Here is a 16,786-nt window from a genome sequence, read left to right on the forward strand (position 1 = left end):
TACCTAAGACGCATTTGTTATAAGTTCGCGCGAACGTGTGCATGCTCAGGCATATCGAAAAGCCATTATTGTGCCATGCCGTGTCAAGCGCGCGGTTTTCAGGCCATTCAGCCATTTCATGAAGTTCATTTCACGGGCTTCGTTGCGTGCCGTTGGTCGCTGTCTATACTCCCGGTGAACGTGATTCGTTGATGAGGCCCGACTGCTTTTAGCAGGGGCTCGGTCGTCGAAGCCAGGTAGTCTTGACCACCGTTCCCTCTTGCCGCAGGCCACGCCTCCGGGACTACAAGAACGAGAAGGGGAACCCGCAATGATGCGACATCCACATGTCTGGATGGGCCTCCTGTTGTGGTCGGTTTTTGGTCAGGCCAACGCCGCCTGGACCGTGAACATGCACCCAGGCGCGACGGAAGTCTCCAACGCCGTCTTCGACCTGCACATGACCATCTTCTGGATCTGCGTGATCATCGGCATCGTTGTCTTTGGCGCGATGTTCTGGTCCATGGTCATCCACCGCCGTTCCACCGGCCAGCAGGCTGCGCATTTCCACGAGCACACCTGGGTGGAAATCCTCTGGACCGTGGTCCCCTTCCTGATCCTGGTGGCCATGGCCATCCCGGCCACCAAGACCCTGATCGACATCTACGATGCCAGCGAGTCGGACATCGATATCCAGGTTACCGGCTACCAGTGGAAGTGGCACTACAAATACCTTGGCCAGGACGTGGAGTTCTTCAGTAACCTGGCCACCCCCACTGAGCAGATCCACAACAAGGCACCCAAGGACGAGCACTACCTGCTCGAAGTCGACCAGCCGCTGGTGCTGCCGGTTGGCGCCAAGGTGCGCTTCCTGGTAACCGCTGCCGATGTCATCCACTCCTGGTGGGTGCCGGCCTTCGCGGTCAAGCGTGATGCCATCCCCGGCTTCGTCAACGAAGCCTGGACCCGTATCGAGAAGCCCGGCATCTACCGCGGCCAGTGCACCGAGCTGTGCGGCAAGGACCACGGTTTCATGCCGGTGGTGGTCGAGGTCAAGTCCAAGGCCGACTACGACACCTGGCTGGGCGAGCGCAAGGCTGAAGCTGCCAAGCTCAAGGAGCTGACCAGCAAGGAATGGACCCTGGAAGAACTGGTGGAACGTGGTGACAAGGTCTACCACACCACCTGCGTGGCCTGTCACCAGGCCGAAGGCCAGGGCCTGCCGCCGATGTTCCCTGCGCTCAAGGGCTCGAAGATCGCCACCGGGCCGAAGGAAGCCCACCTGGGCATCGTCTTCCACGGCAAGCCCGGCACTGCCATGGCCGCGTTCGGCAAGCAGCTCTCGGAAGTCGACATCGCCGCCGTGGTCACCTACGAGCGCAACGCCTGGGGCAACAACAAGGGTGACATGGTCACGCCGAAGGACGTGCTGGCGCTGAAGCAGGCAGAAGCGCAATGAACCGGGTTACTCGTGGCAATCAATGGATTGCAGGAGACAGGACATGAGTGCAGTGATCGACGACCACGCCCACGGCCATGACCATGCGCACGGCCCGGCCAAGGGCCTGATGCGCTGGGTGCTGACCACCAACCACAAGGACATCGGCACGATGTACCTGTGGTTCAGCTTCATCATGTTCCTGCTCGGCGGCTCGTTCGCCATGGTGATCCGCGCCGAGCTGTTCCAGCCTGGCCTGCAGATCGTCCAGCCGGAGTTCTTCAACCAGATGACCACCATGCACGGCCTGATCATGGTGTTCGGTGCGGTGATGCCGGCCTTCGTCGGCCTGGCCAACTGGATGATCCCGCTGATGATCGGCGCGCCCGACATGGCTTTGCCGCGGATGAACAACTTCAGCTTCTGGCTGCTGCCGGCAGCTTTCCTGCTGCTGGTCTCGACCCTGTTCAGCCCGGGCGGCGGGCCCAACTTCGGCTGGACCTTCTACGCCCCGCTGTCCACCACCTACGCGCCGGCCAGCGTCACCTTCTTCATCTTTGCCATCCACCTGATGGGCATCAGTTCGATCATGGGCGCGATCAACGTGATCGCCACCATCCTCAACCTGCGCGCCCCGGGCATGACCCTGATGAAGATGCCACTGTTCGTCTGGACCTGGCTGATTACCGCATTCCTGCTGATTGCGGTGATGCCGGTGCTGGCCGGCGTCGTCACCATGATGCTGATGGACATCCACTTTGGTACCAGCTTCTTCAGTGCCGCCGGCGGTGGTGACCCGGTGCTGTTCCAGCACGTGTTCTGGTTCTTCGGCCACCCCGAGGTGTACATCATGATCCTGCCGGCCTTCGGCGCGGTCAGCTCGATCATCCCGGCGTTCTCGCGCAAGCCGCTGTTCGGCTACACCTCGATGGTGTACGCCACCGGCGCCATCGCCTTCCTGTCGTTCATCGTCTGGGCCCACCACATGTTCGTTGTCGGTATTCCGGTGGTCGGCGAGCTGTTCTTCATGTACGCCACCATGCTGATCGCCGTGCCTACCGGGGTGAAGGTGTTCAACTGGGTCAGCACCATGTGGGAAGGCTCGCTGACCTTCGAAACGCCGATGCTGTTCGCCATCGCCTTTGTCATCCTGTTCACCATCGGCGGATTCAGCGGGCTGATGCTTGCCATCGCTCCAGCGGACTTCCAGTACCACGACACCTACTTCGTGGTGGCGCATTTCCATTATGTGCTGGTGCCTGGGGCTATCTTCGGCATCTTCGCCTCGGCCTACTACTGGCTGCCGAAATGGACCGGCCACATGTATGACGAAACCCTCGGCAAGCTGCACTTCTGGCTATCGTTCATCGGCATGAACATGGCCTTCTTCCCTATGCACTTCGTGGGGCTGGCCGGCATGCCACGGCGAATCCCCGACTACAACCTGCAGTTCGCCGACTTCAACATGGTGTCGTCGATCGGCGCGTTCATGTTCGGCGCTACGCAGATCTTCTTCCTGTTCATCGTCATCAAGTGCATCCGCGGCGGCGCGCCGGCACCGGCCAAGCCATGGGATGGCGCCGAGGGCCTGGAGTGGTCGATCCCTTCGCCTGCGCCCTACCACACCTTCCAGACGCCACCGGAAGTGAAATAGGAACCGTGCCATGAACGGCCTTTCGCTGAAACGTCTGGTGTTGCGCCTGTTGATGCTGACGGTGGTGATGTTCGCCTTCGGCTTCGCCCTGGTGCCTATCTATGACGTGATGTGCAAGGCCTTCGGCATCAACGGCAAGACCGGAGGGCAGTACGAAGGCAGCCAGGTCAGCGACCCGACGCGTTCGGTGCGGGTGCAGTTCATGTCGACCAATGCCAGCGACATGGTCTGGGACTTCTACTCCACCGCCGACCAGTTGGAGGTCAACCCGGGTGCGGTGAACCAGATGATCTTCGTCGCCCATAACCCGACCGACCGGCCGATGAGTGCGCAAGCCATCCCCAGCATCACCCCGGCCGAGGCTGCGGCGTACTTCCACAAGACCGAGTGCTTCTGCTTCACCCAGCAGGTGCTGCAGCCCGGCGAACGCATCGAGATGCCGGTGCGCTTCATCGTCGACCGCGACCTGCCGGCCAGCGTGAAGCACCTGACACTGGCCTACACCTTGTTCGACATCACCGCTCGCCACCCGCCGGTCGCGCATGTCGCGGCCCAGGACGTCCAGGGCGCCCGTTAAGGGAAGGAGAACAGCAATGGCAAGTCATGAGCACTACTACGTTCCGGCGCAGAGCAAGTGGCCGATCATCGCCACCATCGGCATGTTCATCACGGTGTTCGGCCTGGGTACCTGGTTCAACGACATGAAGGCCGGCCACCCCGAGTCGCACGGGCCGCTGATCTTCTTCATCGGTGCGTTGTTCCTGGCCTACATGCTGTTCGGCTGGTTCGGTTCGGTGGTGCGGGAGAGCCGCGCGGGGCTGTACAGCCCGCAACTGGACCGCTCGTTCCGCTGGGGCATGAGCTGGTTCATTTTCTCCGAGGTGATGTTTTTCCTGGCCTTCTTCGGTGCGCTGTTCTACGTGCGCGTGCTGGCCGGGCCGTGGCTGGGCGGTGAAGGGGCCAAGGGTGTTGCGCACATGTTGTGGCCGACCTTCGAATTCACCTGGCCGCTGCTGCACACGCCCGACCCAAAACTGTTCCCGCCGCCCAAGGAAGTGATCGACCCGTGGCACCTGCCGCTGATCAACACCATCTTGCTGGTCAGCTCCAGCGTGACCATCACCATCGCCCACCATGCCCTGCGTCGCGGCCACCGTGGCCCGCTGAAATTCTGGATGGCGCTGACCATCGTCCTGGGCGCCAGCTTCATCGCGTTGCAGGCCTACGAGTACCACGAGGCCTATACCAAGCTGGGGCTGACGCTGGGGTCGGGTATCTACGGCGCGACGTTCTTCATGCTCACCGGCTTCCACGGCGCCCACGTGACCTTGGGCACGATCATCCTGATCGTGATGTTCGTGCGCATCTTGCGCGGGCATTTCAACCCGGAGAAACACTTTGGTTTCGAGGCGGCCAGTTGGTACTGGCACTTCGTCGATGTGGTGTGGGTGGGGTTGTTCATCTTTGTCTATGTGTTGTGAATAGAGAACCCTGTGGGAGCGGGCGCGCCCGCGAATGCGTCGGTACATTCAACATCGCATTCGCGGGCATGCCCGCTCCCACAGGGTCAGGTGAAAACTTCAGAAGGGGGCGTGTGAGACCAGCTGACCGCTGATGAAGCCCCAGGCCACCAGGCCGATGGTGAGGGCCGCCAGGGTCACCCGCACGGTCAGTGCCTTCAGCAAACGGGTCGAGTTTTCATCGTCCTTGACCAGAAACACCAGGCCGCTGAACAGGCTGGCAATCGTGGCCAACAGCATCAGGACAATCGCGGCCTTGAGCATGGCGATACTCCGGGGGGATGCGGTGATGTGGATAAGTATAGCGATCGGCCCGACGAGGCTCCGATGAGGCCGTTTCGTCCGGGCTGGGTACCAACCCTGGTGGTGCTTGCGCTGCTGCCGGGGCTGATCGCGCTTGGCTGCTGGCAACTCGGCCGTGCCGAGGAAAAGCGCGTGCTGCTGGCCGCCTATGCCGAGCGGCGGGTCGAAGCGCCAGTGGCCATGGCCCAGCTGACAGCGAACCAGGACAATGCCTTCCGCCGCGTGCATCTCTATGGCCGCTTCGACGCCGAGCACAGCTTGCTTCTGGACAACCGCATGCGTGACGGCCAGGCCGGTGTCGAACTGCTGCAACCCTTCCATGATCAGGCCAGCGGCGTGTGGCTGCTGGTCAACCGCGGCTGGCTGCCCTGGCCGGACCGCCGCGTGCCGGTGCATTTCGATACCCCTGCCCAGGCGTTGGCGCTGGACGCTTCGGTGTATGTCGCGCCTGGTAGCACGTTCCAGCTGCACCCCGACCCTGCAGGCGGCCAGTGGCCGCACCTGCTGACTGCCGTGGATGCCGCGCAGCTATGGCAACAGCTCGATCGCGATGGCTTCGCCCATGAGCTGCGCCTGGAACCCGGCCCGGCGACCTATCGCCTGGACTGGCCAGTCGTTGCCATGGGCTCGGAAAAACACCTGGGTTACGCCGTGCAATGGTTTGCCCTGGCAACCACTTTGGTACTGCTCTACCTCTACTTCGGCTGGCACCACAACAAGGAGAAACGCCATGGCCACCGCCACTCCACTGGAAGTGCCTGAACGCAGCAAACCCAGAGCCCGCGGGCGTTTGCAGCTGCTGCTGATTCTGCTGGTGGTGCTCGGGCCGATGGTTCTGGCCACCAGCATGTACAAGCTCAAGTTCTGGGTGCCGGACGGCCGCAGCTACCACGGCGTGATGATCGGCAACGGTGAGAGCCTTTCCGATCTCGGCGTGGCGGGCCAGGACGAGCGCTGGCAGCTGCTGGTGAGCACACCCACAGCCTGTGCCGAGGATTGCCAGCGGCTGGTGTACCTGGCCCGGCAGATCCAGGTCGGCCTGGGCCGTGATGCCAGCCGTGCCAGCCATGCCCTGGCGGCCGCCCAGCCGGCAAGTGCCGATTACCAGGCGTTGCTCGGCCGCGAATACCCACAGTTGCAGCGTTACCCGCTGGATGCGCAACGCTACCTGCAAAAGGTCGGCGAGACCGGCCCGCAGCTGTGGATCGTCGACCCACACGGCAACCTGGTGCTGCGCTACGACGCCAAGGTCAACGGCAAGCATGTGCTGGACGACCTGCGCCACCTGCTCAAGCTGTCCAACATCGGCTAGGAGCCTGCCATGGCCAGACCCGGATTCCGCCTTGCTGTGTTCGCCACCTTGCTGGCACTGCTGGTCGTCCTGCTCGGTGCCTATACCCGCCTGACCCACGCCGGCCTCGGCTGCCCAGACTGGCCGGGTTGCTACGGCTTCATCAGCGTGCCCAAGAGCGAAGCGCAGCTGGCTCATGCCGAGCTGCATTTCCCCGAACATCCGGTGGAAGCCGCCAAGGGCTGGGCCGAGATGGTCCACCGCTACTTCGCCGGCACCCTGGCGATGGTGATCGCCCTGCTCGCCTTGCAGGCGCTGCGCCGGCATGCCCGCGATGGCCAGCCTTACCGCCTGCCCTTGCTGCTGCTGGGCGTGGTGCTGGCCCAGGCAGCCTTCGGCATGTGGACGGTCACCCTCAAGCTGTGGCCACAGGTGGTCACCGCGCATCTACTCGGCGGCTTCACTACCCTGAGTTTGTTGTTCCTGTTGTCCCTGCGTCTGTCCCGGGCCTTTGCGCCTTTGCCAAAGCTGCCATTGAGCCTGCGCCGGATCGCCGCGCTGGCCTTGCTGGTGGTGATCGGCCAGATCGCCCTGGGCGGCTGGGTCAGTGCCAACTACGCGGCCGTCGCCTGCATCGACCTGCCCACCTGCCACGGCCAGTGGTGGCCGGCGGCGGACTTCAGCAACGGGTTCCATCTGACCCAGCACGTCGGGCCCAATTACCTGGGTGGGCAACTGGACAGTGATGCGCGCACGGCCATCCACATCAGCCACCGCCTGGGTGCACTGCTGGTGACCTGCGTGCTGCTGATGCTCAGCTGGAAGCTGCACCGCTGCGGCCTCCCTGGCCTGGCGCGGCTGGTGCTGCTGGCGCTGGTGATGCAAGTCGGCCTGGGCATCAGCAATGTGCTGCTGCACCTGCCGCTGGCCGTGGCCGTGGCGCACAACGCTGGTGGGGCGCTGTTGCTGTTGAGCATGGTGCTGGTGAACTACCGCATCCGCGTGGTCGACAAGGTTCGCGTGGGTGTCGGCCATGGCTGGCGCCTGCGGCCCGTGGCTGGCGTGGGCATCTCCCACCACATGAGGAATGATTCGTGGCGACGCTTCTGAGCGCACAGAGGGCCAGTTGGCGTGACTACCTGGAGCTGACCAAGCCCAAGGTGGTGGTGCTGATGCTGATCACCTCGCTGGCGGGCATGTTCCTTGCCACCCGTGCGGGTGTCAGCTGGAGCGTGCTGCTGTTCGGCAACTTGGGCATCGGCTTTTGTGCAGGCGGCGCGGCGGTGGTCAATCATGTGGTGGACCGACGTATTGACGCGCTGATGGCGCGTACCCACAAACGGCCGCTTGCCCAGGGCCGGGTCGAGCCGCTGCCGGCGCTGCTGTTCGCCCTGGCGCTGGCGCTACTTGGCATGGCCCTGCTGCTGGTGTTCACCAACGCCCTCACCGCCTGGCTGACACTGGCTTCCCTGCTCGGTTATGCGGTGCTCTACACCGGTTTTCTCAAGCGCGCTACGCCACAGAATATCGTCATCGGCGGCTTGGCTGGCGCCGCCCCGCCGTTGCTGGGCTGGGTGGCGGTCAGTGGGCATGTCAGCGCCGAGCCCCTGCTGCTGGTGCTGATCATCTTCGCCTGGACACCACCCCACTTCTGGGCTCTGGCGATCCACCGCAAGGAGGAATACGCCAAGGCCGATATCCCGATGCTGCCGGTGACCCACGGCGAGCGCTACACCAAGCTGCATATCCTGCTGTACACCCTGGTATTGCTGGCGGTGAGCCTGCTGCCGTACGCCATCCACATGAGCGGCCCGCTGTACCTGGCCTGTGCCCTTGTACTGGGCCTGCGCTTCCTGCAATGGGCATGGGTGTTGTACCGTGGCAGCCGGCCGCACGCAGCGATCGGCACCTTCAAGTACTCTATCGGCTACCTGTTCGCGCTGTTCATCGCGTTGCTCCTCGACCACTACCTGTTGCTGAACCTATGACCCGAACCCAGAAAACCGTCTTCATCCTCGTTGCCCTGGTCGCGTTGATCCTGGGCCTGACCGTCAACAAGGTGCTCAATGGCCGCGACCAGCCCAACCCCACCGAGCTGATCGATGCCGGCATCATCCTGCTGCCGCAGAGCCGTACCGTGGCCGACGTGACCATGACCAACCAGGACGGCCAGCCGGTGCAACTGGATGACCTGAAGGGCAAATGGTCATTGCTGTTCTTCGGCTACACCTACTGCCCGGACATCTGCCCGACCACCCTGGCCCAGCTGCGCCAGGTGAAGAGCGAGCTGCCCAAGGAGGCCGTCGACCGGCTGCAGGTGGTGCTGGTGAGCGTTGACCCGAACCGCGACACGCCGAACCAGCTGAAGCAGTACCTGGGTTATTTCGACAAGGATTTCGTCGGGGTGGCGGGGTCGATCGAGGATACCCAGAAGCTGGCCAATGCCTTGAGCATTCCGTTCATTCCGGCCGATACCAGCAAGCCGGGGTATACCGTGGATCACAGCGGCAACCTGGCGGTTGTGGGGCCGGATGGGCGTCAGCGCGGGTTCATTCGGGCGCCGTTCAACAACCAGAAGCTGGTGGCGCAGTTGCCCGGGCTCGTGAAGCGGGATTGAGTTAGCCCCAAAAGCTTCGCGGGTAAACCCGCTCCCACAGGTACAGCGTAGGCCGTGAGCCTTGCGCTATCCCTGTGGGAGCGGGTTTACCCGCGAAGAGTCCAGCGCGATGTGACGGCTTAGAACGCCGGAACCACAGCGCCTTTGTACTTCTCGTTGATGAACTGCTTCACCTCAGGCGAGTGCAGCGCAGCAGCCAGCTTTTTCATGGCGTCCGAGTCCTTGTTGTCCGGGCGGGCAACCAGGATGTTCACGTAAGGCGAGTCGCTGCCTTCGATGACCAGGGCGTCTTTTTCCGGGTTCAGCTTGGCTTCCAGCGCGTAGTTGGTGTTGATCAGGGCAGCATCGACCTGGGTCAGCACGCGCGGGATGGTGGCCGCTTCCAGCTCACGGAACTTCAGGCTTTTCGGGTTCTCGGCAACATCCTTCACGGTGGACAGGATGTTCTTGTTGTCCTTCAGCTTGATCACACCGGCCTTGTCCAGCAGCAGCAGCGCGCGGCCGCCGTTGGTGGCGTCGTTGGGGATGACCACGGTGGCGCCGGAGGACAGCTCGTCCAGCTTCTTGATCTTGGTCGAGTACACGCCCAGCGGCTCGATGTGCACGCCGGCAACGCTCACCAAGTTGGTACCCTTGGCCTTGTTGAACTCATCCAGGTACGGCTGGTGCTGGAAGAAGTTGGCGTCCAGGCGCTTTTCCGCCACCTGCACGTTCGGCTGGATGTAGTCGGTGAATTCCTTGACCTTCAGCTCCACGCCCTCTTTCGCCAGAACAGGTTTGACGAAGTTGAGGATCTCGGCGTGCGGAACCGGGGTAGCGGCAACGGTCAGGGACTCGGCGTGGGCCGAGAAGGCCGCGACAGCGGCGACAACAGCAAGCAGCTTCTTCATTGATCACTCCTTGTGAGGGCCGCGACGGCCCCCGAACGGGTCGGCCGGGCCGACCCCATTGGGGTTACTTACGGGAAAAATGCACGACCAGTTTGTCGCCCACGCTCTGCAGGACTTGAACCAGTACCAGCAACAGTACCACTGTGACGACCATCACGTCGGTCTGGAAACGCTGGTAGCCGAAGCGGATGGCCAGGTCGCCCAGGCCGCCGGCACCGACCACACCAGCCATGGCGGTGTACGAAACCAGGGTGATGGCGGTCACGGTAATGGCGGCGAAGATGCCCGGGCGAGCCTCCGGCAGCAGTGCGCTGGTGATGATCTGGCGGGTGGTGGCGCCCATCGACTGGGTGGCTTCGATGATGCCGCGGTCCACTTCACGCAGGGCGGTTTCCACAAGGCGCGCGAAGAACGGCGTGGCACCCACCACCAGCGGCGGAATGGCGCCGGCGACGCCCAGGGAAGTGCCTGTGATCAGCACTGTGATCGGGATCATAACGATCAGCAGGATGATGAACGGCAGCGAGCGCAGGATGTTGACGATCAGCGACAGCAGCGCATACACACCCTTCTGCTCGAACATCTGCTTTGGCCCGCAGAGGAACAGCAGCACGCCCAGCGGCAGGCCGAGCAGCACGGTGAAGAACAGCGAGCCGAACAGCATGATCATGGTGTCGACGCTGGCCAGCCAGATTTCGGCCCAGTCGACGTTGGCAAAGAAATTCAGGGCGTCCATCAACGCAGTACCTCCATATGTACGTCAGCTGCCTTGAAGCGGGCGAACGCCGCTTCCATGTCACCGCCGATCAGGGCGAGGGTGAGCTGGCCATAGGGGACATCCTTGATGCGGTCGATACGCCCGGCGAGGATGCTGTAGTCCACACCGGTTTCGCGGGCCACGGTGCCCAGCAGCGGCGCATAGGTGGCGTCGCCCTGGAAGGTCAGGCGCACGATACGGCCCGGCACGTGGGCGAAGTCGTCACGCTGCTCGCCTTCGTCAACCTGCTCGTCTTCCTGGACGAAGCGCTTGGTGGTGGGGTGCTGCGGGTGCAGGAACACCTCGGCCACCGAGCCCTGCTCGACGATCTGGCCGGCGTCCATCACTGCCACGCGGTCGCAGACCCGGCGGATCACGTCCATTTCGTGCGTGATCAGCACGATGGTCAGCTTCAGCTCACGGTTGATTTCGGCCAGCAATTGCAGGACCGAGGCGGTGGTTTGCGGGTCGAGGGCGCTGGTGGCCTCGTCGCACAGCAGGATCTTCGGGTTGGTGGACAGGGCGCGGGCGATGCCGACGCGCTGCTTCTGGCCACCGGACAGCTGCGCCGGGTACTTTCTGGCGTGGTCGGAAAGGCCGACGCGGGCCAGCAGCTCGGTCACGCGCTTGTCAATTTCGCTGCGCGACAGCTCGCCGGCCAGGGTCAGTGGCAAGGCGACGTTGTCGGCGACAGTCTTGGAGGCCAGCAGGTTGAAGTGCTGGAAAATCATCCCGACCTGCTGACGGAAACCGCGCAGCTGGCTCGCGTTGAACGCGGTAACGTCTTCGCCGTCGACGATGATCTTGCCGCCGGAAGGCTCTTCCAGGCGGTTGATCAGGCGCAGCATGGTGCTCTTGCCGGCGCCGGAATGGCCGATCAGGCCGAACACCTGGCCATCTTCGATGGTCAGGCTGGTCGGATTCAGTGCGGGGATTTCCCTACCGGCGACGCGGTAGGTCTTGTGTACCTGTTGGAACTCGATCACGTAGCGAACCTTGTGGGGCGCATGGAATTTGGGTCAGCGGTTAGCTGGGGTCGCGCATTTTAGCCTTTTCCCATAGCTGTTCTTAGCATTTATTTCGTAATGCACCAATCCTTCGGGCATATCGCGACAACCGGTAATCCTGATTGAACGCTCGGCAAAGCCTTCCGGTCACTACTTGCACACAGCCCGAAACGGGTATGCCTTAAGACTGACGAGGAGAGCCGATCATGCCCAGCAAGAACACGGACGCGCCAAAGCACAGCGAGGCCGCTGGCACCCAGACCCCGGACCGGGCCAATACCAACGCCAAGTTGCAGAGCCTGGAGGCTGACCGAAGCGATGCCACAGGCAAAGCGTTGCGTACCAACCAGGGGGTGCGCATCGCTGACAACCAGAACACGCTCAAGGCGGGTGATCGAGGCCCCTCGTTGCTCGAAGATTTCATCATGCGAGAGAAGATCACGCACTTTGACCACGAGCGCATTCCTGAGCGCATCGTGCATGCGCGAGGAACAGGGGCGCATGGCTATTTCCAGAGCTATGGCAACCACGCCGAGCTGACCAAAGCCGGCTTCCTGCAGGACCCGGAGAAAGTCACGCCCGTCTTCGTGCGATTTTCCACGGTACAAGGCCCGCGCGGCTCAGCCGACACCGTGCGTGACGTGAGGGGCTTTGCTGTGAAGTTCTACACCGACGAGGGCAACTTCGACCTGGTGGGCAACAACATGCCGGTGTTCTTCATCCAGGATGCGATCAAATTCCCGGATTTCGTCCACGCCGTAAAGCCGGAGCCGCACAACGAGATCCCGACCGGCGCTTCGGCCCATGACACCTTTTGGGATTTCGTCTCGCTGGTACCGGAGTCGGCCCATATGGTCATGTGGGCTATGTCGGGCCGCGCTATCCCGCGCAGCTTGCGGATGATGGAAGGGTTCGGGGTGCATACGTTCCGCCTGATCAACGCCCAGGGCGTAGCCAGTTTCGTCAAATTCCACTGGAAACCGCGCCAGGGTGTGCACTCCTTGCTATGGGACGAAGCGCAGAAGCTGGCAGGCAAGGATGCTGATTTCCAGCGTCGCGACCTGTGGGAGGCTATCGAGACGGGTGATTACCCTGAATGGGAACTGGGTGTGCAGATCGTGCCGGAAGCCGACGAGCACAAATTCGATTTCGACCTGCTGGACCCGACCAAGATAATCCCGGAAGAACTGGTGCCGGTTACACCTTTGGGCAAGATGGTCCTGAATCGCAACCCGGACAACTTCTTTGCCGAAGTGGAGCAGGTGGCGTTCTGCCCGGCTCATATCGTGCCTGGCATCGACTTTACCAACGACCCTTTGTTGCAGGGACGGCTGTTCTCCTACACCGACACGCAGCTTAGCCGCCTCGGCGGGCCCAACTTCCACCAGATCCCGATCAACCGCCCCGTCGCTCCTAACCACAACAACCAGCGTGACGCCTTGCATCAGCATCTGGTGCACAAGGGTCGCGCATCCTACGAGCCCAATTCCATCGACGGTGGCTGGCCGAAGGAAACGCCACCAGCGGCGCAGGATGGCGGCTTCGAGAGCTACCAGGAGCGTATCGATGCGCACAAGATCCGCCAGCGCAGCGATTCGTTCAGCGACCATTTCTCGCAGGCGCGGTTGTTCTTCCAGAGCATGAGCCCGACCGAGCAGCAGCACATCATCAAGGCTTACAGCTTTGAGCTGGGCAAGGTGGAGCGGGAGACGATCCGTGCTCGGGAAGTGAATGAGATTCTCGCCAATATCGACCTGAAGCTGGCGGCTGCGGTTGCTGCCAACCTCGGTTTGCCTGCACCGAGCGCAGGCACTGTGCAAGTGAAGGGAAGCCAGCTTGCGCAGTCGCCTGCCCTGAGCCAGATGAACCACCCGGGCTCGGTTGGCATCAAGGGGCGCAAGATTGCCGTGCTGGTGGCAGATGGCGTAGACGCTGCCAGCGTGGACAAGCTGGTCAAGGCTCTGGAGGCGCACAGTGCCCGGCCGATGCTGCTTGGGCCGACCTCGGCACCGGTGATGGCCGCGGACGGTAAGCAACTGCCGGTGGATGCCTCCATGGAAGGGATGCCCTCGATCATGTTTGACGGGATTGTTGTGCCAGCGGGCAAGGCCTCGACCGATGCGCTGGCAGGCAGTGGTTTGGCCAAGCACTTCCTGCTGGAGGGCTACAAACACCTGAAGGCGATGGTGGTGACCAAAGAGCTTTTGGGCAGCTTGGGGCTGAAAGAAGACAAGGGGTTGCTGCTGGGGGACGAGCAAAAGACCGTGGATGCCTTCGTCAAAGCGGTAGAGGGGCATCGGGTGTGGGAGCGGGAGGCGGCTGCGGAGGCTGTGCCTGCCTAAGGGGCTGCTTTGCACCCCATCGCGACACAAGGCCGCTCCTACAGGAGATCGCATTCCCTTGTAGGAGCGGCCTTGTGTCACGAAAGGGGCGCGCAGCGCCCCCAGATTCTTAACGCTGATGCGGAACCAGAACCACCTGCGCCGGCAACGCCCGCTGAATCTCGTGCTTCTGCTTCAGCTCGAACCCGCTGTCGATCTTGCGCACGCGTTTCTCCAGCAAGGTCTTCAGCCAAGGCGCATCTTCGGTACGCGGCACCTGGAACACCACGTCGCATTGATAGCTCACCACATCGGCGGCAATGTCATCCAGCTGGCGACGCATGGCGCGGCTGTCGGTAGTCTTCAAGGCCACGACGGTGCTCGGTGCAGCCGGATCGATGATGCGCGCCTTGGGCTTGGCCTCGGCCGCTTTCAACGCCGCTTCAGCCTTCTCCAGCTCGGCTTTGCGCGCCTGGGTCACGGTATCGCCACCAGTCACTGCCGGGGCCTGCGGCATCAGCGCGCGGGCACGGGCCAGGGCGGTGGCGGCAGCGTTCACATCACCCTTCTGCAGGAAGATCTGGCTGCGTTGCAGGTAGGCTTCGGCAAGCTGGCGCTGGTATTGCTCCAGGCGCGCGTCGTCCGGCGCCTGGGCCTGCAGGGCTGCCAGCTGGTCTTCGGCGGTGGCCAGCTCGTTGCTGGCGATGTTCTGTTGCAACTGCTGCCAGGCATCGGCTTGGGCAGGTGCGGTGGCCTGTTCGACCGGCGCGCTGGAACACGCAGCCAGGAACAGGGAAAACGCGGCAACAAGCAGATAACGGGAGGCGAACGGCTTCATTCCTGCGACTCTCTATTTGCGCAAAAAGCGAGCAAGTCTACACCCAGGTGCGCACGCTCGAAAACAAGTCTTACAGACCCTTTACGTGCGAAAAGGTTGCAGGGCGCGCCTTCACGCGCCCTGTTTTTCAGCGTTTTGGCAGGGCCAGGCTCAGCAAGAATAGCACCGCCGCGCATACCACGATCGATGGGCCTGCGGGGGTGTCCTTGAACCAGGACATGGCCAGGCCGCCGCATACCGCGGTCACGCCCAGCAGGCTGGCGCCCAGGGCCATCTGCTCGGGAGAGCGGGCGTGACGTTGCGCCGCAGCGGCAGGAATGATCAGCAGCGAGGTGATCAGCAGCACGCCGACGATCTTCATGGCCACGGCAATCACCACCGCGATCAGCAGCATCAGCGCCATGCGCAGCCCGGCCACCGGCAGGCCTTCGACCATGGCCAGCTCTTCGTGCACGGTGACTGCCAGCAACGGCCGCCACAGCGCAGCGAGCAGCAGCAACACCAGCGCGCTGCCGCCGAGGATCCAGGCCAGGTCGGTGGTGCTGATGGCCAGCAGGTCGCCGAACAGGTAGGCCATCAGGTCGATGCGTACATCATGCATGAAGCTCAGCACCACCAGGCCCAGCGACAATGTGCTGGGGGCGAGTATGCCGAGCAGGGTGTCGGAGGCCAGCGGCTGGCGTTGCTGCAAGGTCACCAGCAAGATCGCCAGCAACAGGCAGCCCACGGTTACCGCCAGCGCCGGGCTGACGTCCATGGCAAAGCCCAGGGCCACGCCGAGCAGGGCGGCGTGGGACAGGGTATCGCCAAAATAGGCCATGCGCCGCCATACCACGAAGGAGCCCAGTGGGCCGGCCACCAGTGCCAGGGACAAACCGGCAAGCAGGGCGTAGAGAAGAAAATCAGCCATGCTTGCAGTGCGCTCCGTGAACATGGGTGCCAGGGGTGACCACCGAGCCGTGCAGGTCGTGGCTGTGGTCGTGATGGTGGTGGTAGATGGCCAGGCTGGGTGCGGCGGTCTGGCCGAACAGCTCGACGAATGCCGGGTCGCCGCTTACCTGCTCGGGGTGGCCCGAGCAGCACACGTGGCGGTTCAGGCACACCACCTGGTCGGTGGCGCTCATCACCAGGTGCAAGTCGTGGGAAACCATCAGCACGCCGCAGCCGTGGCGGTCGCGCAGGCGGGTAATGAGGTTGTACAGCTCGGTCTGGCCGACCACGTCTACGCCCTGCACCGGCTCGTCGAGCACCAGCAGCTGGGGTTCGCGCAGCAGGGCGCGGGCCAGCAGCACGCGCTGCATCTCGCCGCCGGAAATGGTCTGGATTGGGCTGTCGATCACCTGCTCCGCACCCACTTCCTGCAACGCCGACAAGGCTGCCGCGCGGTCTACACCGGGCACCAGGCGCAAGAAGCGCAGTACCGACAGCGGCAGCGTGGCATCGACCTGGATCTTTTGCGGCATGTAGCCAATGCGCAGTTTCGGCTTGCGCCATACCTTGCCGCGGTGCGGCTTGAGCAGGCCGAGCACGGCGCGCACCAGGGTGGTCTTGCCCGCGCCGTTGGGGCCGATCAGCGTGACGATCTGGCCAGGTGAGACTGACAGGTCGATGCTGTCGAGCACCGCCTCGCCACCGAAGGTGACACCGACCTGCTCCAGGCGGATCAGTGCATCGCTCATGCCGCGCTCCGGCAATTGCTGCAAAGGCCGACCACTTCCACCGTCTGGGTCTCGACCGCGAAGCCCACGCCCTTGGCGCTGCTGATGATGGCTTCGCTGATGCTGTCCTGTTCCAGTTCGATTGCCACATGGCAGGCCCGGCAGATCAGGAACTGGCCCTGGTGCAGGTGTTCCGGGTGGCTGCAGCCGATGAATGCGTTGAGCGAGGCGATGCGGTGGACCAGGCCGTTTTCCAGCAGGAAGTCCAGCGCACGGTACACCGTGGGGGGCGCGGCTCGGCGGCCGTCCTGCTCACTGAGCACGGCGAGGATATCGTAGGCGCCCAGCGGCTTGTGGCTTTGCCACACCAGTTCCAGCACTCGACGGCGCAGCGCGGTCAGGCGCAGGCCCTGGCGGGTGCACAAGGCGTCGGCTTCAGCCAATGCGCTGTGTACGCAATGGGAATGATCGTGAGGACGGTTGGCCAGCGGCGTGATGGACATGGGCAGCGAC

General features: G+C 63.1%; 18 protein-coding genes. 10 read left to right on the plus strand and 8 right to left on the minus strand.

Annotation, left to right across the window (positions count from 1 at the left end; all coding sequences use genetic code 11):
• Positions 1–310: 310 nt before the first annotated feature.
• Genes coxB through KDB76_RS00570 form a run of 4 tightly spaced genes read left to right on the plus strand, consistent with a single transcriptional unit; the run spans position 311 to position 4,552 of the window.
• Entirely contained in the window at positions 311–1,438 is a 1,128-nt protein-coding gene (coxB, locus tag KDB76_RS00555) for a cytochrome c oxidase subunit II (protein ID WP_015268462.1), read from the plus strand.
• A gap of 43 nt (positions 1,439–1,481) precedes the next feature.
• Positions 1,482–3,071: a cytochrome c oxidase subunit I gene (gene ctaD / locus KDB76_RS00560; protein WP_013970300.1), complete on the plus strand. Its 1,590-nt coding sequence runs from the start codon at positions 1,482–1,484 to the stop codon at positions 3,069–3,071.
• A gap of 10 nt (positions 3,072–3,081) precedes the next feature.
• Entirely contained in the window at positions 3,082–3,648 is a 567-nt protein-coding gene (locus tag KDB76_RS00565) for a cytochrome c oxidase assembly protein (RefSeq protein ID WP_013970301.1), read from the plus strand.
• Between the two features lie 16 nt (positions 3,649–3,664).
• The gene (locus KDB76_RS00570; protein WP_003258926.1) at positions 3,665–4,552 is read left to right on the plus strand and encodes a cytochrome c oxidase subunit 3; all 888 of its coding nucleotides are present in this window, start codon (positions 3,665–3,667) and stop codon (positions 4,550–4,552) included.
• A 99-nt stretch (positions 4,553–4,651) separates the two neighbouring features.
• Here KDB76_RS00570 and KDB76_RS00575 read toward each other — a convergent pair whose 3' ends face one another.
• Positions 4,652–4,855 carry a twin transmembrane helix small protein gene (locus tag KDB76_RS00575; protein ID WP_003258925.1) on the minus strand — a complete coding sequence of 68 codons (204 nt, stop codon included), beginning with the start codon at positions 4,853–4,855 and terminating at the stop codon, positions 4,652–4,654.
• Positions 4,856–4,918: 63 nt separating this feature from the next.
• On the opposite strand from KDB76_RS00575, the gene KDB76_RS00580 reads away from it, so the two are divergent.
• From KDB76_RS00580 to KDB76_RS00600, 5 genes are read left to right on the plus strand one after another with little or no spacing between them, the layout of a single operon-like run.
• Positions 4,919–5,656: an SURF1 family protein gene (locus tag KDB76_RS00580; RefSeq protein WP_024087951.1), complete on the plus strand. Its 738-nt coding sequence runs from the start codon at positions 4,919–4,921 to the stop codon at positions 5,654–5,656.
• The gene (locus KDB76_RS00585) at positions 5,625–6,206 is read left to right on the plus strand and encodes a hypothetical protein (RefSeq protein ID WP_023660931.1); all 582 of its coding nucleotides are present in this window, start codon (positions 5,625–5,627) and stop codon (positions 6,204–6,206) included. The genes KDB76_RS00580 and KDB76_RS00585 overlap by 32 nt, the downstream gene beginning before the upstream one ends.
• A 9-nt stretch (positions 6,207–6,215) precedes the next feature.
• Entirely contained in the window at positions 6,216–7,295 is a 1,080-nt protein-coding gene (locus KDB76_RS00590; RefSeq protein WP_023660932.1) for a COX15/CtaA family protein, read from the plus strand.
• On the plus strand, positions 7,280–8,173 hold the full coding sequence (cyoE, locus tag KDB76_RS00595; protein ID WP_013970304.1) for a heme o synthase: 894 nt from the start codon (positions 7,280–7,282) through the stop codon (positions 8,171–8,173). The genes KDB76_RS00590 and cyoE overlap by 16 nt, the downstream gene beginning before the upstream one ends.
• Entirely contained in the window at positions 8,170–8,802 is a 633-nt protein-coding gene (locus KDB76_RS00600; RefSeq protein ID WP_013970305.1) for an SCO family protein, read from the plus strand. Before cyoE ends, KDB76_RS00600 begins: the two co-directional genes overlap by 4 nt.
• Positions 8,803–8,921: 119 nt before the next feature.
• On the opposite strand, the gene KDB76_RS00605 is transcribed toward KDB76_RS00600, so the two are convergent.
• The 3 genes from KDB76_RS00605 to KDB76_RS00615 all read right to left on the minus strand — a co-directional run bounded on the left by KDB76_RS00605 (position 8,922) and on the right by KDB76_RS00615 (position 11,435).
• Positions 8,922–9,692, minus strand: coding sequence for a MetQ/NlpA family ABC transporter substrate-binding protein (locus tag KDB76_RS00605; RefSeq protein ID WP_013970306.1), 771 nt, complete (start codon positions 9,690–9,692; stop codon positions 8,922–8,924).
• A gap of 64 nt (positions 9,693–9,756) precedes the next feature.
• Positions 9,757–10,428 (minus strand): methionine ABC transporter permease, encoded by a 672-nt coding sequence (locus KDB76_RS00610; protein WP_013970307.1) that lies wholly within the window; start codon positions 10,426–10,428, stop codon positions 9,757–9,759.
• Positions 10,428–11,435, minus strand: coding sequence for a methionine ABC transporter ATP-binding protein (locus KDB76_RS00615; protein WP_003256960.1), 1,008 nt, complete (start codon positions 11,433–11,435; stop codon positions 10,428–10,430). The genes KDB76_RS00610 and KDB76_RS00615 overlap by 1 nt, the downstream gene beginning before the upstream one ends.
• Positions 11,436–11,662: 227 nt before the next feature.
• Between KDB76_RS00615 and katE the strand changes: the two genes are divergently transcribed.
• Positions 11,663–13,798, plus strand: a complete 2,136-nt coding sequence (katE, locus tag KDB76_RS00620; protein WP_024087952.1) for a catalase HPII — start codon at positions 11,663–11,665, stop codon at positions 13,796–13,798.
• A 109-nt stretch (positions 13,799–13,907) separates the two neighbouring features.
• Here katE and KDB76_RS00625 read toward each other — a convergent pair whose 3' ends face one another.
• The 4 genes from KDB76_RS00625 to zur all read right to left on the minus strand — a co-directional run bounded on the left by KDB76_RS00625 (position 13,908) and on the right by zur (position 16,776).
• Positions 13,908–14,615 (minus strand): PA5502 family lipoprotein, encoded by a 708-nt coding sequence (locus KDB76_RS00625; protein WP_013970309.1) that lies wholly within the window; start codon positions 14,613–14,615, stop codon positions 13,908–13,910.
• 127 nt (positions 14,616–14,742) lie between these two features.
• Complete coding sequence (gene znuB / locus KDB76_RS00630; protein ID WP_013970310.1) at positions 14,743–15,525, minus strand: zinc ABC transporter permease subunit ZnuB; 783 nt, start codon at positions 15,523–15,525, stop codon at positions 14,743–14,745.
• Positions 15,518–16,294, minus strand: coding sequence for a zinc ABC transporter ATP-binding protein ZnuC (znuC, locus tag KDB76_RS00635; protein WP_013970311.1), 777 nt, complete (start codon positions 16,292–16,294; stop codon positions 15,518–15,520). The genes znuB and znuC overlap by 8 nt, the downstream gene beginning before the upstream one ends.
• A complete protein-coding gene (gene zur, locus KDB76_RS00640) occupies positions 16,291–16,776 on the minus strand; it encodes a zinc uptake transcriptional repressor Zur (RefSeq protein ID WP_013970312.1) in 486 nt (161 codons plus the stop codon). Before zur ends, znuC begins: the two co-directional genes overlap by 4 nt.
• Positions 16,777–16,786: the final 10 nt, after the last annotated feature.

This window comes from Pseudomonas sp. JS425 (assembly GCF_018223845.1).
In the GTDB taxonomy this organism is placed as follows: Bacteria; Pseudomonadota; Gammaproteobacteria; order Pseudomonadales; family Pseudomonadaceae; genus Aquipseudomonas; species Aquipseudomonas asiatica.